Origin of the sequence: Skermanella mucosa (assembly GCF_016765655.2) — a bacterium.
In the GTDB taxonomy this organism is placed as follows: domain Bacteria; phylum Pseudomonadota; class Alphaproteobacteria; order Azospirillales; family Azospirillaceae; genus Skermanella; species Skermanella mucosa.
Genome location: NZ_CP086106.1, coordinates 4,012,609 through 4,031,949 on the forward strand (window position 1 = coordinate 4,012,609; position 19,341 = coordinate 4,031,949).

Sequence of the window (19,341 nt, forward strand, 5' to 3'; positions counted from 1 at the left end):
GGTGCCCCCATGCGCTTCGACCTGACGGACCTTCGCTTGTTCCTGCGGGTCGCGGAGTCCTCCAACATCACCAGGGGGGCCGAACAGGCCGGTCTGGCCCTGGCGTCTGCCAGCGCCCGAATCCGCGCGATGGAGGAGGAACTGGGGGTTCCGCTGCTCGAACGCGGGCGGCGCGGCGTGCGGACGACGCCCGCTGGCCAAGCCCTGGCTTTCCATGCCCGGACGGTGCTGGAGCAGATGGAGCGGATGCGGGGAGAGCTGGGCGCCTATGCGCGCGGGCTGAAGGGGCATGTGCGGCTGTGGGCGAATTCGGCGGCCGTGGCCGAGTTCCTGCCCGATTCGCTGGCGGGCTTCCTTGCTGTCAACCCGCATATCGATATCGACCTGGACGAGAAGCCGAGCCCCCGGATCGTCGAGGGCGTCGCGGAAGGCTTGGCGGATATCGGCATCGTCGCGGACGGCGTCGATGTCGGCGATCTGGAGACCCGCCCGTTCCGGATCGACCGGCTGGTGGTCGTGGCCCCTCCCGATCATCCGGCCGCCGCATTCCGGCAAGTGGCGTTCCGCGAGATCGTGGACGCGGAGTTCGTCGGCCTGGGCCGGCACAGCGCCTTGCAGGAGCATATCCGGCGCCACGCGGCGCGCATGGGGCGGACGCTGAAACTGCGCGTCCGGATGGGCGGCTTCGATGCGGTCTGCCGGCTGGCGGCCCAGGGCGTCGGCCTTGGCGTGGTGCCGGAGATGGCGGCGCGGCGGTGCGCGGCGACCCTGCCGATCCGGGTGATCGGCTTGACGGATGCGTGGGCGCTGCGGCACCTGACGATCTGCCTGCGGCGGTTCGACCAGCTTTCCCCGCAGGCGCGGCTGCTGGTGGAGGCGTTGGGGGCGGATGGGGGCTGACGAGGGTTCTCGCGGAAACCGTGATGGCTATCCGGGACAGTCGCTGCTCTGACGGAGAGCAGGGCTTTGAGAAGTTCCTTGGAACGCCCGTCTTGTTGGGTATTTGAGGGCCACCTTTTGCGATTCGGGTTGCAGCCGCTACTTTGGGTACCGATAAAGTGGCAGTCGTCTGGAGAGTGGGCCATTCAGTTGATGCTGTTGGAAGCACATCAAGGCGGGAGGGGGGCATGGCAGGTATTGAAGAGAAGATGGTTAAGGCTCACTGCCCGCACTGCGACGGGGAGCGCGTTTGCGTGGTTCACGGTCACATCTACAAATCTTGGGAATGGGAAGACCGTCGGGGCTATTCGATGAGTGGCGGTGTCGATCATTCACTTCTCGAATGCAGGGGGTGTGAAACCGTATTCTACGAGTCGTCGAGTTGGAATAGCGAGGACGTTGATTACTGGTATGACGAGCAGGGCGACACACAGGGCGAGCCCCTGCGGACAAGAGAGACCTATCCGCGCCCGGAGAGCAAGACTAAGCCTGCTTGGTTCGACGCAATGGCCAAAGTCGATGGGCAGTTACACGACATAATTACCGAGATGTATATTGCTTATGACAATGGTGCATACATTCTAGCTGCTATCGGTCTTCGAACTGCGCTAGACCGCGGAACTGAAGTTCTTGGCATTGATCCTGCCAAGTCGTTTTTCGAAAAGCTGGCTGAGCTTAAGAATGGTGGCTGGATAGGTGATACTGAGAAAGATATTCTCAAAGTCGTGACTGATGCTGGGAATGCAGCGGCTCATAGGGGATGGGCACCTGAAAGCCACGAGATCGTTCAGTTAATGTATGCAATGGAAGTATTCCTCCAGCGAGCATTTATAGTTGGTCAAAAGGCTCTCAGTATAAAGAGCAACATTCCCGCTAAGCCTAAAAGACAAGAAATACCAGCGGCAAACCTACCAGACAAGACATCCTGACAGCGGTATCGGTGACCGGACTAATGAACGTTATCGAACAGAACCTCGCTAACTGGAAGGAATCGCTCGTCCGGAGCATTCCGGTCGGTGACCTGCTGTCCCGCAATGCCGTCGCGTACAAGTGGAAGGCACCCTTTCGGGTCTGGATGCTCCGCGAGGCAGCGTTCTGGCGGCTGAACGACCTGCTGACGCAATCCTACGCATTGCATCAGCAGGGGCATGGACTTGGGGCGCGCATCCTCCTTCGGAGCGGGTTCGAGTCGCTCGCCACGCTGATCTACCTCGACCAGATCATGCAACAGGTGCTGGACGGCAAACTGAACTTCCATGCCTTTGGGGACAAGACGAGCACGCTGCTGCTCGGGTCGCGAAACAACGATCAGATGCCACGCTCGCTCAACATCGTCACGGTGCTGGAGAAGTGCGGCAAGCGGTACCCAGGCCTCATGGCGCTGTATGCCGACCTGTCCGAGAGCGCCCACCCCAGTTATGAAGGACTGTGCAAGGGGTACTCGAAGATCGACCTCAACGAGTACGAGACGCACTTCTCGAACCGCTGGATGGAGCTGTACGGCGATCGGCATCTGAAATCGATGAAGCTGTGCATGGAGATATTCTATCATGAGTACAACGAGGTCTGGCCTCCGCTCATGGAAAAACTCGAAGGTTGGATCGAGGCAAACGAAGCTGAGCTTGAGGCGACCAAGAACAACTCCGCACTCGTAGGCTAGAGCGGCGAGTGTAAAACCCCAATCAATGTTGCGCTTTGGGCTGGGGGGGGGGGTGATTCACCGTGTTCGGAGGTGGATCCTGGCTCACGGCTATTCGTCTGATTTGCGTGTGCGGATCATCAGAGCGATCGAGAGCGGGAACTCGTGTCGAGCGGCGGCACGGCGGTTCGGCGTCAGTCCGAGCACGAGCATCCGGTTGGCGGCAGCGCAAGGCGAGGACCGGCTCGCTGGAGCCTATGCGGTAAGGGCCTCCACCCGGCGGCGACAAGTTGACGCCCCATGCTGACTGTTCCAATTGGGGCAATCCGCCGTCGGGCAAGGTCTGGCCTGATCCATTCTCAAAGTGCCATCTTCATTTCAATAGAGTCGTACTCGGCGCGCAACCCGTCATGATCATCGATCAGACCGGCCGAGATCAGCGCCGTGACATCCTGATGGACATTCTTGTAGTCACGGTTAAGAGCCTTCGACAGGCTCCGGATACTGGTCTCCGGGTTGCGGTGAAGATGCCGCAGGATTTCCAGACGCTTGCTGGTCAGAACCTGTGTCAGTCCCTCCCAGGACTCGAAAGTGATATGAGCCTCTTGAACCGCTTCTCCAGCTTCATGCCGGCGTAGCGCATCCTTGATCGAGCCAGCCTCCCGCGCGAGATCGACCCCGACATGAATCTCCAGCGTGCTCACAGCTTTCCCTCCCGTATCGCAGTCACATCGGCCATGAAATCATCAATCATCCTGTCGAGATCCGTGAATGGATAAGACAATTCATCGTCGCGGATGTGTTTGTGATCGCCCTTGCCTCGCTCATTGTCGTAACCAACCAGCCGCACGCCATCGCGGCCATAAAACAGGCTGTATTTGTATTTGTGCCGGCTGGCCATGACCGGCGACGGCACCGACCAGATCCGGATTTGAAGGATCCCACCGTCGTCATAGATGACCTTGCGGTCGATCAAGGGGCGCGCCTTGCTCATCCCTGAACTTCTATCAGGATTTTCCTATGGTTTCAATAACCATATGGCGAGAGACACCATAACAATCAATCGGCGAGATTCGCTGCGTTGGCGCGAGGATGCCGTGATTGCTCGCGTGGATGATGCTGGACGGCGAGCCTCTTCCCGATCACCAAGCCTTGCAGCACTGATCAAGCTCATCAAATGCATCTTGGTGAGATGCTGCTTCGGGAATGCCTTGCATGCCGGTACGTCGGTTTCCGACTCCTTCGGGAAGGTTGCCGATTTGGGAACTCTGTGCGGCGCGGGTTGCTTGAACTTCTTTCGCTCCGCGTAGGTTGGCCATCGCCCGCAAGGGCGAACGCCGACACCCTGCATCGACGTTCCGGAATGGGCGTCGGCGTCGGCCTTCGGCCGAGGCCGACCTACGATGCAACCCAGCCGGGTGTCGATCAGTCGCCGGTGGGCTTCGGCTCCTCCTCGATCCGGGCGCTCAGGGTGTCGCGGGCGCCGTCGCGCTCCACGGTGAGCGTCACCGGGTCGCCGACGCGTTTGAGGCCGACATGGTTGCGGACCTGGGTGGCGCTGCGGACTTCCGCCCCGTCGATGGCGATCACCACGTCGCCGCGCCTCAGGCCGGCGCGGTCAGCGGGGGAGCCGGGTTCGACCTCGGCGACGATGGCGCCTGATGTCGAGCGGGTGCCGAGGGCCGCCGCGATGTCGGGCGTCAGGTCCTGGACGGAGATCCCGATCCGGCCGCGCCGGACCTCGCCGTACCGGATGATCTGGTCCATCACGGTCCTCGCCATGTTGGCGGGCACGGCGAAGCCGATGCCGACATTGCCGCCGCTGGGCGCCAGGATGGCGGTGTTGATCCCGACCAGTCGGCCTTGGAGATCGACCAGCGCGCCGCCGGAATTGCCGGGGTTGATCGAGGCGTCGGTCTGGATGAAGTCCTCGTACCCCTCGACCCGCAGGCCGCCGCGGCCGAGGGCGCTGACGATGCCCGAGGTGACGGTCTGGCCCAGGCCGAACGGGTTGCCGATGGCGACGACGTAGTCGCCGACCTCCAGTGCGCCGCTGTCGCCGAACGGCACGGCCTGGAGGTCTCCCAGGGCGGCTCCCTGGGAGCCGTCGCCCGGCACGATCCGCAGCACGGCGATGTCGGTTCCCGTGTCCCGCCCGACCAGCCGGGCCTCGAAGCGGCGGTTGTCCTTGGTGGTGACCTCGATCGACTCGGCCTCCGCGACCACGTGGCTGTTGGTCAGCACATAGCCCCGCCCGGCATCGACGATCACGCCGGAGCCGCTGGAGAAGGTCCGGCGCGGCGGCTGCGGGGGACGTTGCGGCTGAGGCAAGTCGGGCAGATCGAAGAAGCGCCGGAAGAAGGGGTCGTTGAGCAGCGGGTTCAGGGCCTGTGCGCGCCCCGTCACCGCGACGTTGACGACGCCAGGCGTCACCTCGCGGAGCATCGGGGCGAGCGTCGGCGTTCCCGGGACCGGGGAGGCGTCCGGCGCCGGGACCGCGCACCCGCCGACCGCCAGGGCGGCGGAAAGGCCAAGCGCCAGGACGAGCGCGATCGGGGGGCTTGCTGCGGGCATGTCGGGCACACTCCTGCTCGGCTTGCGGTTCCAGACTTCCCCTCTGGGTCAGGCGGGGCGGGCCATCCTCAGAACGGTCGTGGCAAGGATCTGGGCACGGGCGAGCAGGGAGGGAACCTCGATATACTCGTCGGCGGTATGGGCCTTGCCGCCGACCGGGCCGGTGCCGCACAGGGTGGGCGCTCCCAGGCTGGCGGTGAAGCCGGAATCGGCGCAGCCGCCGGTGAACTCGCCCGAGATCGGGTGGCCCAGCTCGGCCGCGACGGCGAGATAGGCGCCGGTCACCGCCTCGCTCGCGGGCGTCGGCACCAGCGGCAGGAACTCGCTCAGCAGGGTCGCGCGCGAGCGGGTGCCGGGCACCTGGACCTCCGCCATGATCCGCTCCACCGAGGCGACGAGATGGTCGCGCTGGTCGTTGGTCACGTAGCGGGTGTCGATCTCGCCCCGGGCGTGGGGGGCCGTGGTGTTGTGCGACTGGCCGCCACCGGCCAGGCCGACATTGACGGTGATGCCCTCGGGCACGCGGGTCAGGCCGTGCAGGGCCAGGATCTTGTGCGCCATCTCCCCGATCGCGCTGGCGCCGTCAGTGAAGTTGACCCCGGAATGGGCCGCCTTCCCCGTCACCTCGAAGGTGAAGTGCAGCCCGCCCTTGCGCCCGGTCACCACGTTGCCGGACACGCGCCCCGGCTCGGCGTTGAAGACCGCGCGGGCCTTCCGGGCTTCCCGCTCGATGAAGGGCCGGGAGGCGAGCGAGCCGATCTCCTCGTCCCCGGTCATCAGGGCGACCAGCGGGACGCCGGGCGCGAACTGTTTGAAGGCCGCCATGACGAAGGCGTTCATGACCAGCCCGCCCTTCATGTCGGCGACTCCGGGTCCGTAGGCCCGGCCGCCGTCGATGCGGAAGGGCCGGCGCGACGCCTCGCCCTTGGGGAACACGGTGTCGCGGTGGCCCATCAGCAGGATGGCCGGGGCGGCGGCGTCCCGGTCCGTGCCGGCATGATCGGGGCCGGCATGATCGGGAACCGTGGCCATGCGCATCACGTCGCCGCGCTCCGCGACCGGCTCGGTCTGGACGTCGATCCCGGCGGACTCGAAGAATTGCGCCAGCCGCGCGCCGACCGCGTCCACGCCGGGCTTGTCGTAGGAGCCGCTGTCGATGTTGACCAGCTCGGCCAGCAGCGCCAGCATGGCGGGTTCCCGCTCGGCCAGCCAGGACCGGATCTCGTGTTCGTTCGCGTCCTTCATGATGCTTCCCTGATTCGTTTCACGGTGGCCCGGCTGAGCGCCTGGGCCGTCTCGATCGCCGGACCGGCGAATTTGCGGGCGTATTCCTCCGGCGTCCATTCCGCCAGCGAGCCCGCGATATGGACCGCCGCGACCGGGTTGCCGCCGGCGTCGATCACGGCGGCGCCGATCACCACCTCGCCCAGCAGCACCTGCTCCGCCGTAACCGCGTAGCCCTGGCGCCGGACGGCGGCGATCTCCTCCAGCAGGAGCCGGGGATCGACCAGCGTCTTGGGCGTCAGCGGGGACAGGTCGGAGCGCGCGACGATGTCGGCCGCGCGGGCGGGATCCAGCTCCGCCAGGATCGCCCGGCCGCCCGCGGTGCAGAAGGTCGGCACCCGGCGGCCGACCAGCGAGGCCGCGAAATATTCCCGCTCGCTCTGCTGCCGGATCGCGTAGATCACGCTGGTGTCGTCGAACAGCGACAGCTTGATGTGCTGGCCGGAGAACCGCCGAAGCTCGATCAGCACGGGCGTCGCCGCCTCGATCAGCGGGTTGGAGCGGAGATAGTTGTAGGTCACCTCCAGCAGCCGCTTGCCCAGGCCGTAGCGCCGCGTTTCCGGGCATTTCTCCAGATATCCCGCGAGATGGAGCGTGTGGGCGAAGCGCTGGGCGGCACTCTTGTCCACGCCGCAGCGGGTCGCGATCTCCGTCAGCCCGAGGAAGCGGGTCCCGCCGTCGAAGGCCTGGAGGACGCGCAACGCCTTCTCCACCGACTGCACCAGCAATGCGTCCCGCGTCATGGATCCTCCGAAGGGCCGATTATTGGGGTTGCCCGCAATCAATATACGGTATTAAATGATCACAAATCGGTATCGCCCTGCAATACGCAATCTCATGGCGACCCGAAAAGGCAACGGACGGAAAACGTCCCGGGGAGACTTCATCGGCATGCACACAGCAAGCAACGGAGGGAGACCGAAGATGAAAACTCGTAATGGCCTGCTCGCGGCGGCCCTTCTGGCGGGCACCGGCCTGCTCACCCAGCCGGCCCTGGCCGGCAAGTCCGACAACAGCGTCCACCTCGCCTACGACCAGGCTCCCGAGAGCGTCGATCCCTTCTTCAACAATGTCCGGATCGGCGTCATCATCGGCCAGCATGTCTGGGACACGCTGATCTACCGCGACCCGAACACCGGCGAGTACAAGGGGCAGCTCGCCAAGTCCTGGCGGCAGGTCGACGACCGCACGCTGGAATTCGACCTGCGCGAGGGCGTCAAGTTCCACAACGGCGAGGAATTCGACGCCGACGACGTGGTCTATACGCTGAACTTCGTTTCCAAGCCGGAGAACGGCGTCACGACCCAGCAGAACGTCGCCTGGATCGAGAAGGCTGAGAAGCTGGACAAGTACAAGGTCCGGGTGACGACCAAGCAGGTCTTCCCGGCCGCGGTCGAGTACCTGTCCGGCCCGGTGGTCATGCACCCCAACGAGTATTACGCCAAGGTCGGCCCGCAGGGGCAGAACCAGAAGCCGGTCGGCACCGGCCCGTTCCGCGTGGCCGCGCATGAGATGGGCAAGTCGATCACGCTGGAGAAGAACCCGGACTACTTCAAGGATTCGCCCAAGAAGCAGGGGCCGATCGAGACAGTCGAGATCCGGTTCATTCCCGACCGCCAGACCCAGATGGCCGAGGTGCTGTCCGAGGGCGTCGACCTGATCATGCACGTGCCCAAGGACCAGGCCGACCAGATCGAGATGGTGCCGCACCTGAAGGTCGTCAGCGGCGAGACGATGCGCATCGTCTTCATGCAGATGAACACGCTGGAGGGCACGCCGGCCCCGGCCCTGAAGGACGAGCGGGTGCGCCGGGCGATCATCCACGCGATCGACCGCGAGACCATGGTCAAGGAGATCGTCGGCGCCGGGTCGCGGGTGATCCACACGATCTGCTTCCCCGAGCAGTTCGGCTGCACCGACGAGGGCGCGCCGCGCTACGAGTACGATCCGGAGAAGTCGCGGCAGCTGCTTAAGGAGGCCGGGTTCCCCAACGGGATCGAGCTGAACATCGTGGCCTACCGGGAGCGTAACCAGACCGAGGCCATGATCGGCTATCTCCAGGCCGCCGGGATCAAGGCGAACCTGAACTTCCTGCAATACGCGGCGATGCGGGAGCAGATCCGAAGCAACAAGGCCATGCTGACGCACCAGACCTGGGGCTCGTTCTCGGTCAACGACGTGTCGGCCTCGACCCCGGTCTACTTCAAGTTCGAGAGCGACGACATCACGCGGGACCCGGAGGTGCGCGACCTGCTGCGGAAGGGCGACACCAGCGTCGATCCGGAGGCGCGGAAGGAAGCCTACGGCAAGGCGCTGGCGCTGATCGCCGAGCGGGCCTACGCGGTGCCGCTCTACTCGCTTCCCGTCTACTACGTCGCGGCCAAGGACCTGGAGTTCAAGGCCTATGCCGACGAGATGCCGCGCTTCTGGGAGATGACCTGGAACTGAGGCCCCTCCTTCGGGCGGGGCGCCGGCTCAGGACCGGACGGGGTCGCGGCCCCGTCCGGCTTTCGCAGAAAAGGACCTCGACGTGGCACTCTTCATCCTCAAGAGGCTCGGCCTCGCGCTGCTCGTGGCGCTCACGGTCTCGATCATCTCCTTCGTCCTGCTGCGCACCTCGGGCGACGCCGCCATCGCGATCGCCGGCGAGGGTGCCCGGGACATCGATATCGAGGCGATCCGGCAGGCCTATGGGCTGGACCGGCCGCTGGCGGTGCAGTACCTGATCTGGCTGGGGCAGACGCTGGGCGGCGACTTCGGGCAGTCGCTCTATTTCAAGACCGACGTGGTCGACCTGGTGCTCGCCAAGGCGCCGGTGACGCTGATGCTGGGGCTGCTGTCGCTGGGCTTCGCGCTGCTGGTCGCGGTGCCGCTGGGCGTGCTGGCGGCGGTCTTCGCCAACAGCTGGATCGACCGGGCGGCGCTCGCGGTCGCCGTGTTCGGGCAGGCGATGCCGAACTTCTTCTTCGCGCTGCTGCTGGTCATGCTGTTCTCGATCACCTACCGCTGGCTGCCGGTTTCCGGCTCGGGGAGCTGGCTGCATTTCGTGATGCCGACGGTGGCGCTGGGATATTATGCGGCGCCCGCCTTCATGCGGCTGGTCCGGGCCGGCATGGTCGAGGTGCTGTCGGCCGACTATGTGCGGACGGCGCGCGCCAAGGGCCTGCCGACCCGCATGGTCGTGTTCAAGCACGCGCTGCGCAACGCCATCGTGCCGGTGGTCGCCCTGTCCGCCGTGCAGCTGGGATACCTGCTCGGCGGGTCGGTGGTGATCGAGACCATCTTCGCCCTGGATGGGCTGGGATTCCTGGCATACCAGAGCATCACCCACAAGGACTTCCCGGTGATCCAGGCCGTGGTGGTGATGCTGTCGGTGATCTACGTGCTGCTCACCCTCCTGGGAGACATCGCCAATGCCTGGCTCGATCCGCGGATCCGGGTGGCCTGAGCCATGACCGGAACAGCATTTCCCCCCGCCGCCTCCGCCCCCGCGAGCGTCGCCGCCGTGGCCGAGCTGAGCGCCGGCGCCCGGCTGCGCCGGCGCATGTTCGGCCAGAAGAGCTTCGTCTTCGGCGTCGGGCTGCTGCTGGTGATCGTCGCGGTGGCCCTGCTGGCGCCGGTGCTGGCGCCGCACGATCCCTATGCCCAGAACCTGTCGCAGCGCATGGTCCCGCCGTTCTGGTACGCCAAGGGCAGCTGGGAACATTTGCTCGGCACCGACAATCTGGGCCGCGACTATCTCTCCCGCCTGCTCTACGGCGCCCGGATCTCGCTGCTGATCGGCCTGTCGGTGATGGTCATCTCCGGCCTGATCGGCACGACCATGGGGCTGCTGGCGGGCTATTTCGGCGGCAAGGCCGACCTGATCGTGACCTTCCTGATCACGACCCGGCTCGCCATGCCGGTGATCCTGGTGGCGCTGGCCGTGGTCGCCATGGTCGGCGGCTCGCTGCCGGTGGTGATCCTGGTGCTGGGCCTGCTCAAGTGGGACCGCTTCGCGGTGGTGATGCGGAGCGCCACCCAGCAGGCCCGCGCGCTCGACTACGTGACGGCGGCGGAGGCGGCCGGCGCCTCGACGCCGCGGATCATCCTGGGCGAGATCCTGCCCAACGTGTTCCCCCAGCTGATCGTCGTCGCCACGCTGGAGGCGGCGAGCGCCATCCTGCTGGAGGCGGCGCTGTCCTTCCTCGGCCTGGGCGTGCAGCCGCCGCTGCCGTCCTGGGGCCTGATGATCTCGGAGGCGAAGACCTACATGTTCTTCTCGTTCTGGCTGATCGCGATACCCGGAACGCTGCTGGCGCTGCTGGTGCTGTCGATCAATCTGGCGGGCGACGGGCTGCGCGACGTCGTGGCGCCGGAAGGACGGGGCTGACCATGACCGTGGAACGCCCCATCCTGGAAGTGAAGAACCTTTCGGTCGATATAAAGACCGCCGGGGGAACCCTGCAAGCCGTCCGCGACGTGTCGTTCTCCGTCGGGCGCGGCGAGACGCTGTGCCTGGTCGGCGAGTCCGGCTGCGGCAAGTCGGTCACCTCGCTCGCCATCATGGACCTGCTGCCCCGGGCGGCGACCCGGCGCGTCTCGCGGCTGGCGTTCGACGGGATCGATCTCGCCCGCAGCGGCAAGGGAGCGGTCAACGCGCTGCGCGGCAACCGCATGGCGATGATCTTCCAGGAGCCGATGACCGCGCTGAACCCGGCCTACACGATCGGCGACCAGCTGACCGAGGGCTATCGCCGGCACAAGAAGGCGGGTGCCGCGGAGGCCCGCGAGCGGGCGGTCCAGCTGCTGGAGAAGGTCGGCATCGCCGCGGCCGGCGACCGGCTGGGCCAGTATCCGCACCAGCTCTCCGGCGGGCTGAGGCAGCGCATCATGATCGCCATGGCGCTGATGTGCGGCCCCGACCTGGTGATCGCCGACGAGCCGACGACGGCGCTGGACGTGACGATCCAGGCGCAGATCCTGCGGCTGCTCGCCGAGCTTCAGCGCGAGCTGGGCATCGCCCTCGTCCTGATCACCCACGACCTGGGCGTGGTCGGCCGCATCGCCGACCGGGTCGCCGTGATGTATGCCGGCGAGGTGGTGGAGAACGGCACGGCGGCCGAGATCTTCGCCCGCCCGCGCCATCCCTATACCCAAGGGCTGATGGACTGCATCCCGCTGCCGGGCCGGACCAAGCCCGGCGAGCGGCTGGGCGTGATCCCCGGCGTGGTGCCGTCGCTGGTCGGCGGGATCGAGGGCTGCCCGTTCCGCGACCGCTGCCCCCACGCCCGGCCCGTCTGCGCCGAGGCCCCGCCCGTGAAGACCCGGGGCGACCACGCCTGGCGCTGCATCCTGGAGGACGCATGACCGCGATGATGGACATTCCCCTGATCGAGGCGCGGGGGGTCACCCGCTCGTTCCGGGTCGGCGCCGGCCTGTTCAACCGGAAGCGCACGCTCCACGCGGTCAACGGCATCGACCTGACCATCCGCAAGGGCGAGGTGCTGGGGATCGTCGGCGAGTCCGGCTGCGGCAAGTCCACCCTGGCCCGCATCCTGCTGGGTTTGCTGCCGCCCTCGACCGGGACGATCAGCTTCCAGGGGCAGGAGCTTTCGACGCTGGACCGCCGGGCGGTGGCGCGACAGGTCCAGCCGGTGTTCCAGGACCCCTATTCCTCGCTGAACCCGCGGCGGCGGATCGCCTCCATCGTGTCGTTCCCGCTGGACGTCCACGGCATCGGCACCTCGGCCGAGCGGCGGCGGCGGGCGCTGGAGATGATGGACCTGGTCGGCCTGCCGGCGCGCTTCGCCGACCGCTTTCCCAGCGAGTTGTCGGGCGGCCAGCGCCAGCGCGTCGCCATCGCGCGGGCGCTGGTGATGAAGCCGGAGATCGTGGTCTGCGACGAGCCGACCTCGGCGCTCGACGTCTCCGTCCAGTCGCAGATCCTGAACCTGCTGCTGGACCTGCGGCGCGAGCTGAACCTCACCTACGTCTTCATCAGCCACAACCTGGCCGTGGTCGAGCACATCGCCACCCGGGTGGCCGTGATGTATCTGGGCCGCGTCGTGGAGCTGGCGGACACCGCCGAGCTGTTCGCGGACCCGCGCCACCCCTACACGAGGGCGCTGCTGGCGTCGATCCTGACGCCGGAGCCGGGGCTGGGCATTCCCGAGACGGGGCTGGGCCTGGCCTTCCCCGACCCGCTGAACCCGCCGCCGGGCTGCGTCTTCCATCCCCGATGCCCGAACGCCTTCGGCCCCTGCCCGACCGTCGTGCCGCGCGCGCTGGGGCAGCACCCGGCGGGCCTCGTCGCCTGCCACCTGCACGATTCCGAGTACAACGCCGTTAACAAACAGGGAAACCGCCCGTCATGAGCCGCGACGCCGCCATCGCCCGTGCGACAGACTATTTCGATTCCGGCGCCTTCCGCACGGACCTCGCCCGCCGCGTCGCCTTGCGGACGGAGAGCCAGGACCCGGAGCGGACGCCCATGCTCGACGCCTATGTCGAGGAGGAGATGCGGCCGGCGCTCGAAGCGCTGGGCTTCACCTGCGACACCGTCCGGCACGCGCGCGCCGGGGGTCCGTTCCTGATCGCCGAGCGGATCGAGGACGAGGCGCGGCCGACCGTGCTGGGCTACGGCCACGGCGACGTGATCCGGGGCCTGGACGACGGCTGGAGCGAGGGGCTTTCGCCCTGGGAGATGCGCGAGGTCGGCGATCGCTGGTACGGCCGCGGCGTCGTGGACAACAAGGGCCAGCACTCGATCAACCTGGGCGGCCTGAAGGCGGTGCTGGAGACCCGCGGCAAGCTGGGCTTCAACGCCAAGTACCTGATCGAGATGGGCGAGGAGACCGGCTCGCCGGGCCTGCGGGAAGTTTGCGCCGAGCATCGGGACCGGCTGGCCGCCGACGTGCTGATCGCCTCCGACGGGCCGCGGCTGTCGGCGGAGCGGCCGACCGTCTTCCTCGGCTCCCGCGGCGGCGTCACCTTCGACCTGTGGATCGACGCGCGGGACGGCGGGCATCATTCGGGCAACTGGGGCGGGCTGCTGTCCAACCCGGGCATCCAGCTGGCCCATGCCATCGCCAGCCTGGTCGGCCCGACCGGCCAGATCCGCGTGCCCGAGCTGGTGCCGGCCGAGGTGCCCGCGAGCGTGCGCCGGGCGCTCGCCGACTGCGAGGTGGACGGAGGGCCGGACGGTCCCGCCGTCGAGCCCTGGTGGGGCGAGCCCGGCCTGACCCCGGCCGAGCGGGTGTTCGGCTGGTGCTCGCTGGAGGTGCTGGCCTACGAGACCGGCAATCCGAAGACGCCGGTCAACGCGATCCCGCCGCGGGCCTGGGCGCGACTTCAGCTGCGCTTCGTCGTGGGGGTCGATGCGCAGGCGGTGCTTCCCGCCGTGCGCCGGCACCTGGACCGGCACGGCTTCCCGATGGTCCGGGCGGAACTGTCGCGGGAGGAGATCTTCCGGGCGACGCGGCTCGATCCCGAGGACCCCTGGGTCACCTGGGCCGTGGACTCGATCGCCCGGACGACGGGGAAGAAGCCGGCGATCCTGCCGAATCTGGGCGGGTCGCTGCCGAACGACACCTTCTCCGAGATCCTCGGCATGCGGACCGTCTGGGTCCCGCACTCCTATCCGTCCTGCTCCCAGCACGCCCCGAACGAGCATCTGCCGGTGGCGATCGCCCGGGAAGGCCTGGCGATGATGGCCGGGCTGTACTGGGACCTGGGGGAAGCCGAGGTGCCGGCCCGCTGACGCCGGCGGCGGAGTCTCCGAGGCCGATCCCTTCGGGTGTCGTGGCCTCAGAGATCCAGCGTCAGCTTATCGCCGCCGCCGGCGGATCGGTCGGCCGGGACCCCGCTGCAGATCAGTGCTATGTCCTCCGTAACCTTGGCTTGGATCGGGTGTTCGTAGGTGACCTTGCCTGACAGGACCCTGGTGGCGCAGGTGCCGCAGCTTCCGGAGCGGCAACTGAAGTCCGGCGCCAAGCCGGCGGACTCGGCGAGATCGAGAAGCGCGCCGGTTCCCGGCTCCCAAAGCGCCTCCTTGCCGGAGCGGGCGAAGACCACCGGCACGGCTGTTTTCGAGGGCGCCATCGGCTGTACCGCCGGACCGTCGCCCGTTCGCGCCAGGGACGCCGGCTCGAAGGCCTCCGCGTGGATGCGGTCGTCCGGTGTGCCGATGGCGCGCAGTCCGTCGTACAGGTCCCGCATGAACGCCGGCGGGCCGCACATGAGGAAATCGTAGCCGTCCAAGGGCAGGACCGCCCGCAGCAGGTCCAGGGTGATCCGCCCCGCCACATCGTAGTCACGCCGCTCCACGGCACCGGTGGGGTCGCCCAGCACGCGGATCAGGCGAACGGCACCGTCCGACCGCTCGACCAGTTCGGCGATCTCGCTGTCGAACGCCCGTTCGGCGAGGGTGCGCGCCGAGACGAACAGCCAGGTCGGACGGATGCGCCGCGTGCGCAGACCCTCGTGGACCAGATGGCGCGCCATGGCGAGCAAGGGCGTGATGCCGATGCCCGCCGCCAGCAGGACGGCGGGCCGACGCTCGGCGGCGTCGATCGTGAAGCCACCCGCCGGGGCACGCGCCTCGATGATGTCGCCGACCGAGAGGCGGTCGTGGAGATGCCGGGAGACCAGCCCCTCGCGCTTGACGCTGATCCGGTAATACCCGTCGGAGGGGGCGGTCGACAGGGTGTAGGTGCGCGCGACCGGCTCGGCGTGACCGTCCGGCAGCACGCGGATCGGAAGATGCTGGCCCGCCAAGTGGGGAATGATGCCGTTGCCATCCGCCGGCTCGAGGTGGAAGGAGCGGATCACGTCGCTCTCGTCGACGAGCTTGGCGATCCGGAAGGGGCGCCAGCGCGAGCCCAGCGCCGCGGCGGCCAACCTTGACCCGGCCTCCTCCCAATCGCCGGTCATCAGGCTGTTGGGCGACCAGCCGTCCGGCAGCATCGCCCCTCTCAGGGCCAGCGCGCCGGGCCGGAAGACGACCTTGCGGGGCCTGAAGGTCCAGAGGCGTTCAGCGCCCTGGAACGCCGCGATCTCCTCGGACTCGAGGATCACCTCGGCGTCGCCCGTCAGCTGCAGCAGGTCGCCGGTCTCGAAATCAGGGAAGACCAGCCCGGCCTTGGGGTTGAGCACGAAGTTGCCCAGCGTGTTGAACTGGAGGTTCCCCGCGAAATCGGGGATCGTCAGCGACCCGTCGCCATTGACGCGGACGAAGCCGGCCTTGCCGCCGCGATGCGAGGCGTCGACATGGCGGCCGGCGGCGTCATCCATGTGGGAGGAGACGAAGAAGCTGTCCGCCGCCGCGATGAGCCGGCGGGCGCGTTCATCCAGCCCTTCGGTGACGACGGCGTCGGGCAGCGCGTCGGTATCGCCGGGGTCGCGGACGAAGGCGTTGTCGCGCTTCTGGATGTATTGCGGGCAATTGCCGAAGGATTGCTCGACGCGGACATCGAACCCGCCCGGACGGCTGCCGAAGATCCGGCCGTTCAAGCGGTTGCGGCGCCGGGTGTGCGGTTCGATGCCGAGCAGCCCGATCGCGTCGCCGTCCTTCAGGTGCGCCAGGGCGGGATCGCGGCCGTCGCGCGGAGCCGTGACGGACAGGGTCCGGGGATCCGGACTGTTCATGAACCCGGGGTGTCCGGCCAGCAGGGTCACCCAGCCATCCCCGGCGGGATCGACCGAGCCCAGGACCACGAACGGCAATTGCCGAAAGAAGTCGCGGTGCTGATCGGGCATATGGTCCCGGATCGCCCTGCCCTGCGGCGCCACCCGTTCGGCGACGCCGAGCAGGCGCTGGAGGCGGATCTCTCCGGGATGGAAGGGTGATGACCCGGATGCTGGATCGACCGACATGGTGAAGTCCCCCTTGAGGGTTGGCCGGGCTTGCCGATGACTGGGCGGCGGCCCGGCGGCGACGATCAGGCGTTCAGGCCAACCGGCGTCCTGGCGAACTCGACGAAGCCGGGAAGCGCCTCGATCCGCCGAAGCCACGCGTTGACATTGGCGTAGGGGGCCAGGTCGACATTGCCCTCGGGCGCCCGTGCCACATAGCTGTAGAGCGCCACGTCGGCGATGGTCGGCCGCTCGGCGGCGATCCAGTCGCGGCCCTCCAGCTCGGCGTCGATGAGCTTGAGAATGCCATGCGCGCGGGCGATCACCTCTTCCGGGTTGAAGCCGGCCTTGAAGATGGTGACAAGGCGGGCGGCGGCCGGGCCGAAGGCGATCTGGCCGGCGGCGACCGAGAGCCAGCGCTGGACCTTCGCGGCGCCCGGCGCGTCCTCCGGCAGCCAATCGGTGCGGCCATGCTTCTTGGCGGCGTAGACCATGATCGCGTTGGAATCGGCGACGATGACACCGTCGTCATCCAGCAGCGGAACCTGACCGAAACGGTCCAGCGCCAGATATCCGGGCGACTTGTGCTCTCCCTTCGCCAAGTCGAGGTCGACGATCTCGACATCGGCGCCGATCAGCGACAGGAAGAGCCTGGCGCGGTGCGCATGGCCGGATAGCTGATGTGAATAGAGTTTCATGTGACGGCTCCCAGGAGGTCCAACACCGGGTTTTCCCGGCAGGGAGACCTTGCCGTGGATCACCCGGCGGAAGAAGCCGCGTCCTGGTCAATTCAGCATTCCGCGGAATGGAATAAAGAACTGGCGCCGGCCCCCGGCCCGGTTATGGTTGGGAAGCTCATCACGCGGGGACAAAGGGGGCGGAGACAAAGGGGAATGGATCGCCACCACGCCATGAAAGTGATGGTGCGCATCGCCGACACGGGCGGCTTCGCCGAGGCGGCGCGACAGCTGCACATGAGCCCGCCGGCCGTCACGCGCGCCGTGGCCGCGCTGGAGGATCTGATCGGCGCGCGACTGCTGGTCCGCACCACGCGATCCGTCAAGCTGACCGAGGCAGGGCATCGCTACGTCGAGGACTGCCGCCGCATCCTGGCGGCGATCGAGCAGGCGGAAGCCTCCGCCGCCGGATCCTTCGCCAAGCCGACCGGGGGGCTGACGGTCACCGCCCCGGTCCAGTTCGGCCAGATGCACATCATGCCGATCATGATGGACTTCCTGGAAACCTATCCGGAGGTGACGGGCACGGTGCTGTTGCTGGACCGGGTCACAAACCTGGTGGACGAGGGCATCGACGTCGCGATCAGGATCGGGCACCTGCCGGATTCGACCCACCGGGCGACCAGGGTCGGAGCGGTGCGCCGGGTGATCTGCGGAGCACCCGCCTATTTCGAGCGCCACGGTGTTCCGGAACACCCGACCGAGCTCGCCCGGCACCGCGTCATCGCGGTGACCAGCGCCTGGCCATCGCTCGATTGGCGCTTCGGGCCGGGGGGAAAGATCGTCGCCCACGTCAAGCCGGCCCTGTTCTGCAACTCGAACGCGGCGGGGATCATCGCGGCGCGTGCCGGATGGGGCCTCGCCCGCGTGCTGTCCTACATGATCGCGCCGGATCTGCTCGACGGCGGCCTCCGGACCATCCTTGACGAGTTCGAGGAGGAGCCGCTGCCGATCCACGTCGTCCACCCCGAAGGTCGCAACGCGTCGGCCAAGGTGCAGGCGTTCGTCGAGTTCGCGGCTGCGCGGCTGCGCGCGAACCGGGCGATCACCTGAGAGGCCGGCGAGGTCTCGATCGTCGCGGATGGAAAGCCGAAGGCGCGGTGGGTGGCGCCCAGCCTTCCGGACATGCCGGAACCGGAGCGTCCTTACGGCAGGGGGCCGGTCCTGAACAGGGTCACCCGCACGCCTCCGTTCGTCACCGGGGCGGACGGCGGCAGGAACCGCAGCAGGGTCGCCCGGGCGAGCGCCGCGTCGCTCGTCACCAGCCCGACCCTCCAGCCGGAGAAACGCGCCAGAAGCGTCTGCCCGAGGGCGCCGTAGAGAGGGTACAGGGGCTTGCCGTCCCCCATCCGGGTGCCGTAGGGCGGGTTGACGATGACGAGGCCGGGAGGGCCGGCGGGGGGCGCCAGGTCGCTGATCGCATGGTGCCGGAACTCCGTCAGCTCGGCGACGCCCGCCCGCTCCGCGTTGGCGCGGCTCATGGCGACGGCCCCCGCGTCGCGGTCGCTGCCGTAGAACCGGAGGTCGGGCCTGGCCCCGCCGCCGGTCCCGCGCAGGCGCTGCCAGGCCGCCTCGTCGAACCCCGCGAGCGCCTCGAAGGCGAAGCGGCGCGACCGGCCGGGATGGAGGCCGGCGGCGATCTCCGCCGCTTCGATGACGAAGGTGCCCGACCCGCACATGGGATCGACGACGGGCTCGGCGCCGTCGTAGCCGCATTGCCGCAGGAAGAGGGAGGCCAGCGATTCCCGCATCGGCGCCTTGTTGACGGCTTCCTTGTGGTTCCGCTTGTGCAGGGATTCGCCCGACGTGTCGATGCTGACGGTGCAGAGGTCGTCGTCGATGCGCGCCTTGACCTGGATCTCGGCCTCGGCGGAGACGGGGGCGCCCAGTTCCTCCCGGATCGCCTTCTCGATCCGCTGCGCGGCGGCGCCGGCGTGGTAGATGCGGGAGCCCTTGCAGGACGCCTCGACGCGGACGGGCACGTCCGGCCGCAGGACGTCGCCCCAGGGCAGCCGGCGCGCCCGCTTGTCGAGTTGGGCCAGGTGGAAGGCCCGGAAGGCGCCTATGCGCGCGAGGACGCGGCTGGCACCGCGGATCTCCAGGTTCGCCCGCCACACCTCGGGCCAGCCGCCCCTCACCGTCACGCCGCCCTTGACGGCGGTGGGATCCCTGAAACCCTTGGCCTGCGCCTCCGCGCACAGGACGGGCTCCAGGCCGGGGAATGTCACCAGGAAGATTTCGAAATCGGCGTCCGTGTTCATCCCGCCTACATATCGCCCCGGCGCGCGATCATCGACACCTTTCTCGCGCGATCGTCCCTTGCGCGATCGCTGG

Annotated in this window: 18 protein-coding genes; 10 read left to right on the plus strand and 8 right to left on the minus strand. The window is 67.7% G+C overall.

The features are described 5' to 3' along the window. The first annotated feature begins 9 nt into the window (after positions 1 to 9). From JL100_RS18605 to JL100_RS18615, 3 genes are all read left to right on the plus strand, one after another. Positions 10 to 900, plus strand: coding sequence for a LysR family transcriptional regulator (locus JL100_RS18605; RefSeq protein ID WP_202679077.1), 891 nt, complete (start codon positions 10 to 12; stop codon positions 898 to 900). 227 nt (positions 901 to 1,127) lie between these two features. After that, positions 1,128 to 1,868 (plus strand): DUF4145 domain-containing protein, encoded by a 741-nt coding sequence (locus JL100_RS18610; protein WP_202679078.1) that lies wholly within the window; start codon positions 1,128 to 1,130, stop codon positions 1,866 to 1,868. 23 nt (positions 1,869 to 1,891) lie between these two features. After that, positions 1,892 to 2,599, plus strand: a complete 708-nt coding sequence (locus JL100_RS18615) for a hypothetical protein (protein WP_202679080.1) — start codon at positions 1,892 to 1,894, stop codon at positions 2,597 to 2,599. 338 nt (positions 2,600 to 2,937) lie between these two features. Here JL100_RS18615 and JL100_RS18620 read toward each other — a convergent pair whose 3' ends face one another. The 5 genes from JL100_RS18620 to JL100_RS18640 all read right to left on the minus strand — a co-directional run bounded on the left by JL100_RS18620 (position 2,938) and on the right by JL100_RS18640 (position 7,179). Next, positions 2,938 to 3,282, minus strand: a complete 345-nt coding sequence (locus JL100_RS18620) for an HVO_A0114 family putative DNA-binding protein (RefSeq protein WP_201079003.1) — start codon at positions 3,280 to 3,282, stop codon at positions 2,938 to 2,940. Further along, on the minus strand, positions 3,279 to 3,572 hold the full coding sequence (locus JL100_RS18625; RefSeq protein ID WP_202679082.1) for a toxin-antitoxin system TumE family protein: 294 nt from the start codon (positions 3,570 to 3,572) through the stop codon (positions 3,279 to 3,281). The genes JL100_RS18620 and JL100_RS18625 overlap by 4 nt, the downstream gene beginning before the upstream one ends. Before the next feature lie 431 nt (positions 3,573 to 4,003). Then, a complete protein-coding gene (locus JL100_RS18630) occupies positions 4,004 to 5,152 on the minus strand; it encodes a Do family serine endopeptidase (RefSeq protein WP_202679089.1) in 1,149 nt (382 codons plus the stop codon). Positions 5,153 to 5,200: 48 nt separating this feature from the next. Next, positions 5,201 to 6,397 (minus strand): M20 family metallopeptidase, encoded by a 1,197-nt coding sequence (locus JL100_RS18635; protein ID WP_202679097.1) that lies wholly within the window; start codon positions 6,395 to 6,397, stop codon positions 5,201 to 5,203. Beyond that, complete coding sequence (locus JL100_RS18640) at positions 6,394 to 7,179, minus strand: IclR family transcriptional regulator (RefSeq protein ID WP_202679099.1); 786 nt, start codon at positions 7,177 to 7,179, stop codon at positions 6,394 to 6,396. The genes JL100_RS18635 and JL100_RS18640 overlap by 4 nt, the downstream gene beginning before the upstream one ends. A 181-nt stretch (positions 7,180 to 7,360) precedes the next feature. Here JL100_RS18640 and JL100_RS18645 point away from each other — a divergent pair, with 181 nt between their 5' ends. From JL100_RS18645 to JL100_RS18670, 6 genes are all read left to right on the plus strand, one after another. Next, positions 7,361 to 8,884: an ABC transporter substrate-binding protein gene (locus tag JL100_RS18645; RefSeq protein ID WP_202679100.1), complete on the plus strand. Its 1,524-nt coding sequence runs from the start codon at positions 7,361 to 7,363 to the stop codon at positions 8,882 to 8,884. 82 nt (positions 8,885 to 8,966) lie between these two features. Continuing rightward, complete coding sequence (locus JL100_RS18650) at positions 8,967 to 9,884, plus strand: ABC transporter permease (RefSeq protein ID WP_202679110.1); 918 nt, start codon at positions 8,967 to 8,969, stop codon at positions 9,882 to 9,884. A 3-nt stretch (positions 9,885 to 9,887) separates the two neighbouring features. Continuing rightward, positions 9,888 to 10,808, plus strand: a complete 921-nt coding sequence (locus tag JL100_RS18655; protein ID WP_202679112.1) for an ABC transporter permease — start codon at positions 9,888 to 9,890, stop codon at positions 10,806 to 10,808. Positions 10,809 to 10,810: 2 nt separating this feature from the next. Then, positions 10,811 to 11,785 (plus strand): ABC transporter ATP-binding protein, encoded by a 975-nt coding sequence (locus JL100_RS18660; protein ID WP_202679113.1) that lies wholly within the window; start codon positions 10,811 to 10,813, stop codon positions 11,783 to 11,785. Next, positions 11,782 to 12,792 (plus strand): ABC transporter ATP-binding protein, encoded by a 1,011-nt coding sequence (locus JL100_RS18665; protein WP_228420781.1) that lies wholly within the window; start codon positions 11,782 to 11,784, stop codon positions 12,790 to 12,792. The genes JL100_RS18660 and JL100_RS18665 overlap by 4 nt, the downstream gene beginning before the upstream one ends. Further along, a complete protein-coding gene (locus JL100_RS18670) occupies positions 12,789 to 14,177 on the plus strand; it encodes a M20 family metallopeptidase (protein ID WP_202679115.1) in 1,389 nt (462 codons plus the stop codon). Before JL100_RS18665 ends, JL100_RS18670 begins: the two co-directional genes overlap by 4 nt. A gap of 47 nt (positions 14,178 to 14,224) precedes the next feature. Here JL100_RS18670 and JL100_RS18675 read toward each other — a convergent pair whose 3' ends face one another. Continuing rightward, positions 14,225 to 16,291 (minus strand): 2Fe-2S iron-sulfur cluster-binding protein, encoded by a 2,067-nt coding sequence (locus JL100_RS18675; protein WP_202679117.1) that lies wholly within the window; start codon positions 16,289 to 16,291, stop codon positions 14,225 to 14,227. Between the two features lie 65 nt (positions 16,292 to 16,356). After that, the gene (locus JL100_RS18680) at positions 16,357 to 16,968 is read right to left on the minus strand and encodes a glutathione S-transferase family protein (RefSeq protein ID WP_202679118.1); all 612 of its coding nucleotides are present in this window, start codon (positions 16,966 to 16,968) and stop codon (positions 16,357 to 16,359) included. 195 nt (positions 16,969 to 17,163) lie between these two features. Between JL100_RS18680 and JL100_RS18685 the strand changes: the two genes are divergently transcribed. Then, a complete protein-coding gene (locus tag JL100_RS18685; protein WP_202679120.1) occupies positions 17,164 to 18,060 on the plus strand; it encodes a LysR family transcriptional regulator in 897 nt (298 codons plus the stop codon). A 92-nt stretch (positions 18,061 to 18,152) separates the two neighbouring features. On the opposite strand, the gene JL100_RS18690 is transcribed toward JL100_RS18685, so the two are convergent. Further along, positions 18,153 to 19,268, minus strand: a complete 1,116-nt coding sequence (locus JL100_RS18690) for a THUMP domain-containing class I SAM-dependent RNA methyltransferase (RefSeq protein ID WP_202679122.1) — start codon at positions 19,266 to 19,268, stop codon at positions 18,153 to 18,155. Positions 19,269 to 19,341 lie beyond the last annotated feature (73 nt).

Excerpts from the sequence above, each read along its gene's own strand:
- JL100_RS18645 (WP_202679100.1), top strand. The coding sequence starts at position 7,361 with ATGAAAACTCGTAATGGCCTGCTCGCGGCGGCCCTTCTGGCGGGCACC.
- JL100_RS18605 (WP_202679077.1), top strand. The coding sequence starts at position 10 with ATGCGCTTCGACCTGACGGACCTTCGCTTGTTCCTGCGGGTCGCGGAG.
- JL100_RS18640 (WP_202679099.1), bottom strand. The coding sequence starts at position 7,179 with ATGACGCGGGACGCATTGCTGGTGCAGTCGGTGGAGAAGGCGTTGCGC.
- JL100_RS18690 (WP_202679122.1), bottom strand. The coding sequence starts at position 19,268 with ATGAACACGGACGCCGATTTCGAAATCTTCCTGGTGACATTCCCCGGC.
- JL100_RS18655 (WP_202679112.1), top strand. The coding sequence starts at position 9,888 with ATGACCGGAACAGCATTTCCCCCCGCCGCCTCCGCCCCCGCGAGCGTC.
- JL100_RS18670 (WP_202679115.1), top strand. The coding sequence starts at position 12,789 with ATGAGCCGCGACGCCGCCATCGCCCGTGCGACAGACTATTTCGATTCC.
- JL100_RS18610 (WP_202679078.1), top strand. The coding sequence starts at position 1,128 with ATGGCAGGTATTGAAGAGAAGATGGTTAAGGCTCACTGCCCGCACTGC.
- JL100_RS18660 (WP_202679113.1), top strand. The coding sequence starts at position 10,811 with ATGACCGTGGAACGCCCCATCCTGGAAGTGAAGAACCTTTCGGTCGAT.
- JL100_RS18675 (WP_202679117.1), bottom strand. The coding sequence starts at position 16,291 with ATGTCGGTCGATCCAGCATCCGGGTCATCACCCTTCCATCCCGGAGAG.
- JL100_RS18630 (WP_202679089.1), bottom strand. The coding sequence starts at position 5,152 with ATGCCCGCAGCAAGCCCCCCGATCGCGCTCGTCCTGGCGCTTGGCCTT.
- JL100_RS18685 (WP_202679120.1), top strand. The coding sequence starts at position 17,164 with ATGGATCGCCACCACGCCATGAAAGTGATGGTGCGCATCGCCGACACG.
- JL100_RS18635 (WP_202679097.1), bottom strand. The coding sequence starts at position 6,397 with ATGAAGGACGCGAACGAACACGAGATCCGGTCCTGGCTGGCCGAGCGG.
- JL100_RS18680 (WP_202679118.1), bottom strand. The coding sequence starts at position 16,968 with ATGAAACTCTATTCACATCAGCTATCCGGCCATGCGCACCGCGCCAGG.
- JL100_RS18665 (WP_228420781.1), top strand. The coding sequence starts at position 11,782 with ATGACCGCGATGATGGACATTCCCCTGATCGAGGCGCGGGGGGTCACC.
- JL100_RS18615 (WP_202679080.1), top strand. The coding sequence starts at position 1,892 with ATGAACGTTATCGAACAGAACCTCGCTAACTGGAAGGAATCGCTCGTC.
- JL100_RS18625 (WP_202679082.1), bottom strand. The coding sequence starts at position 3,572 with ATGAGCAAGGCGCGCCCCTTGATCGACCGCAAGGTCATCTATGACGAC.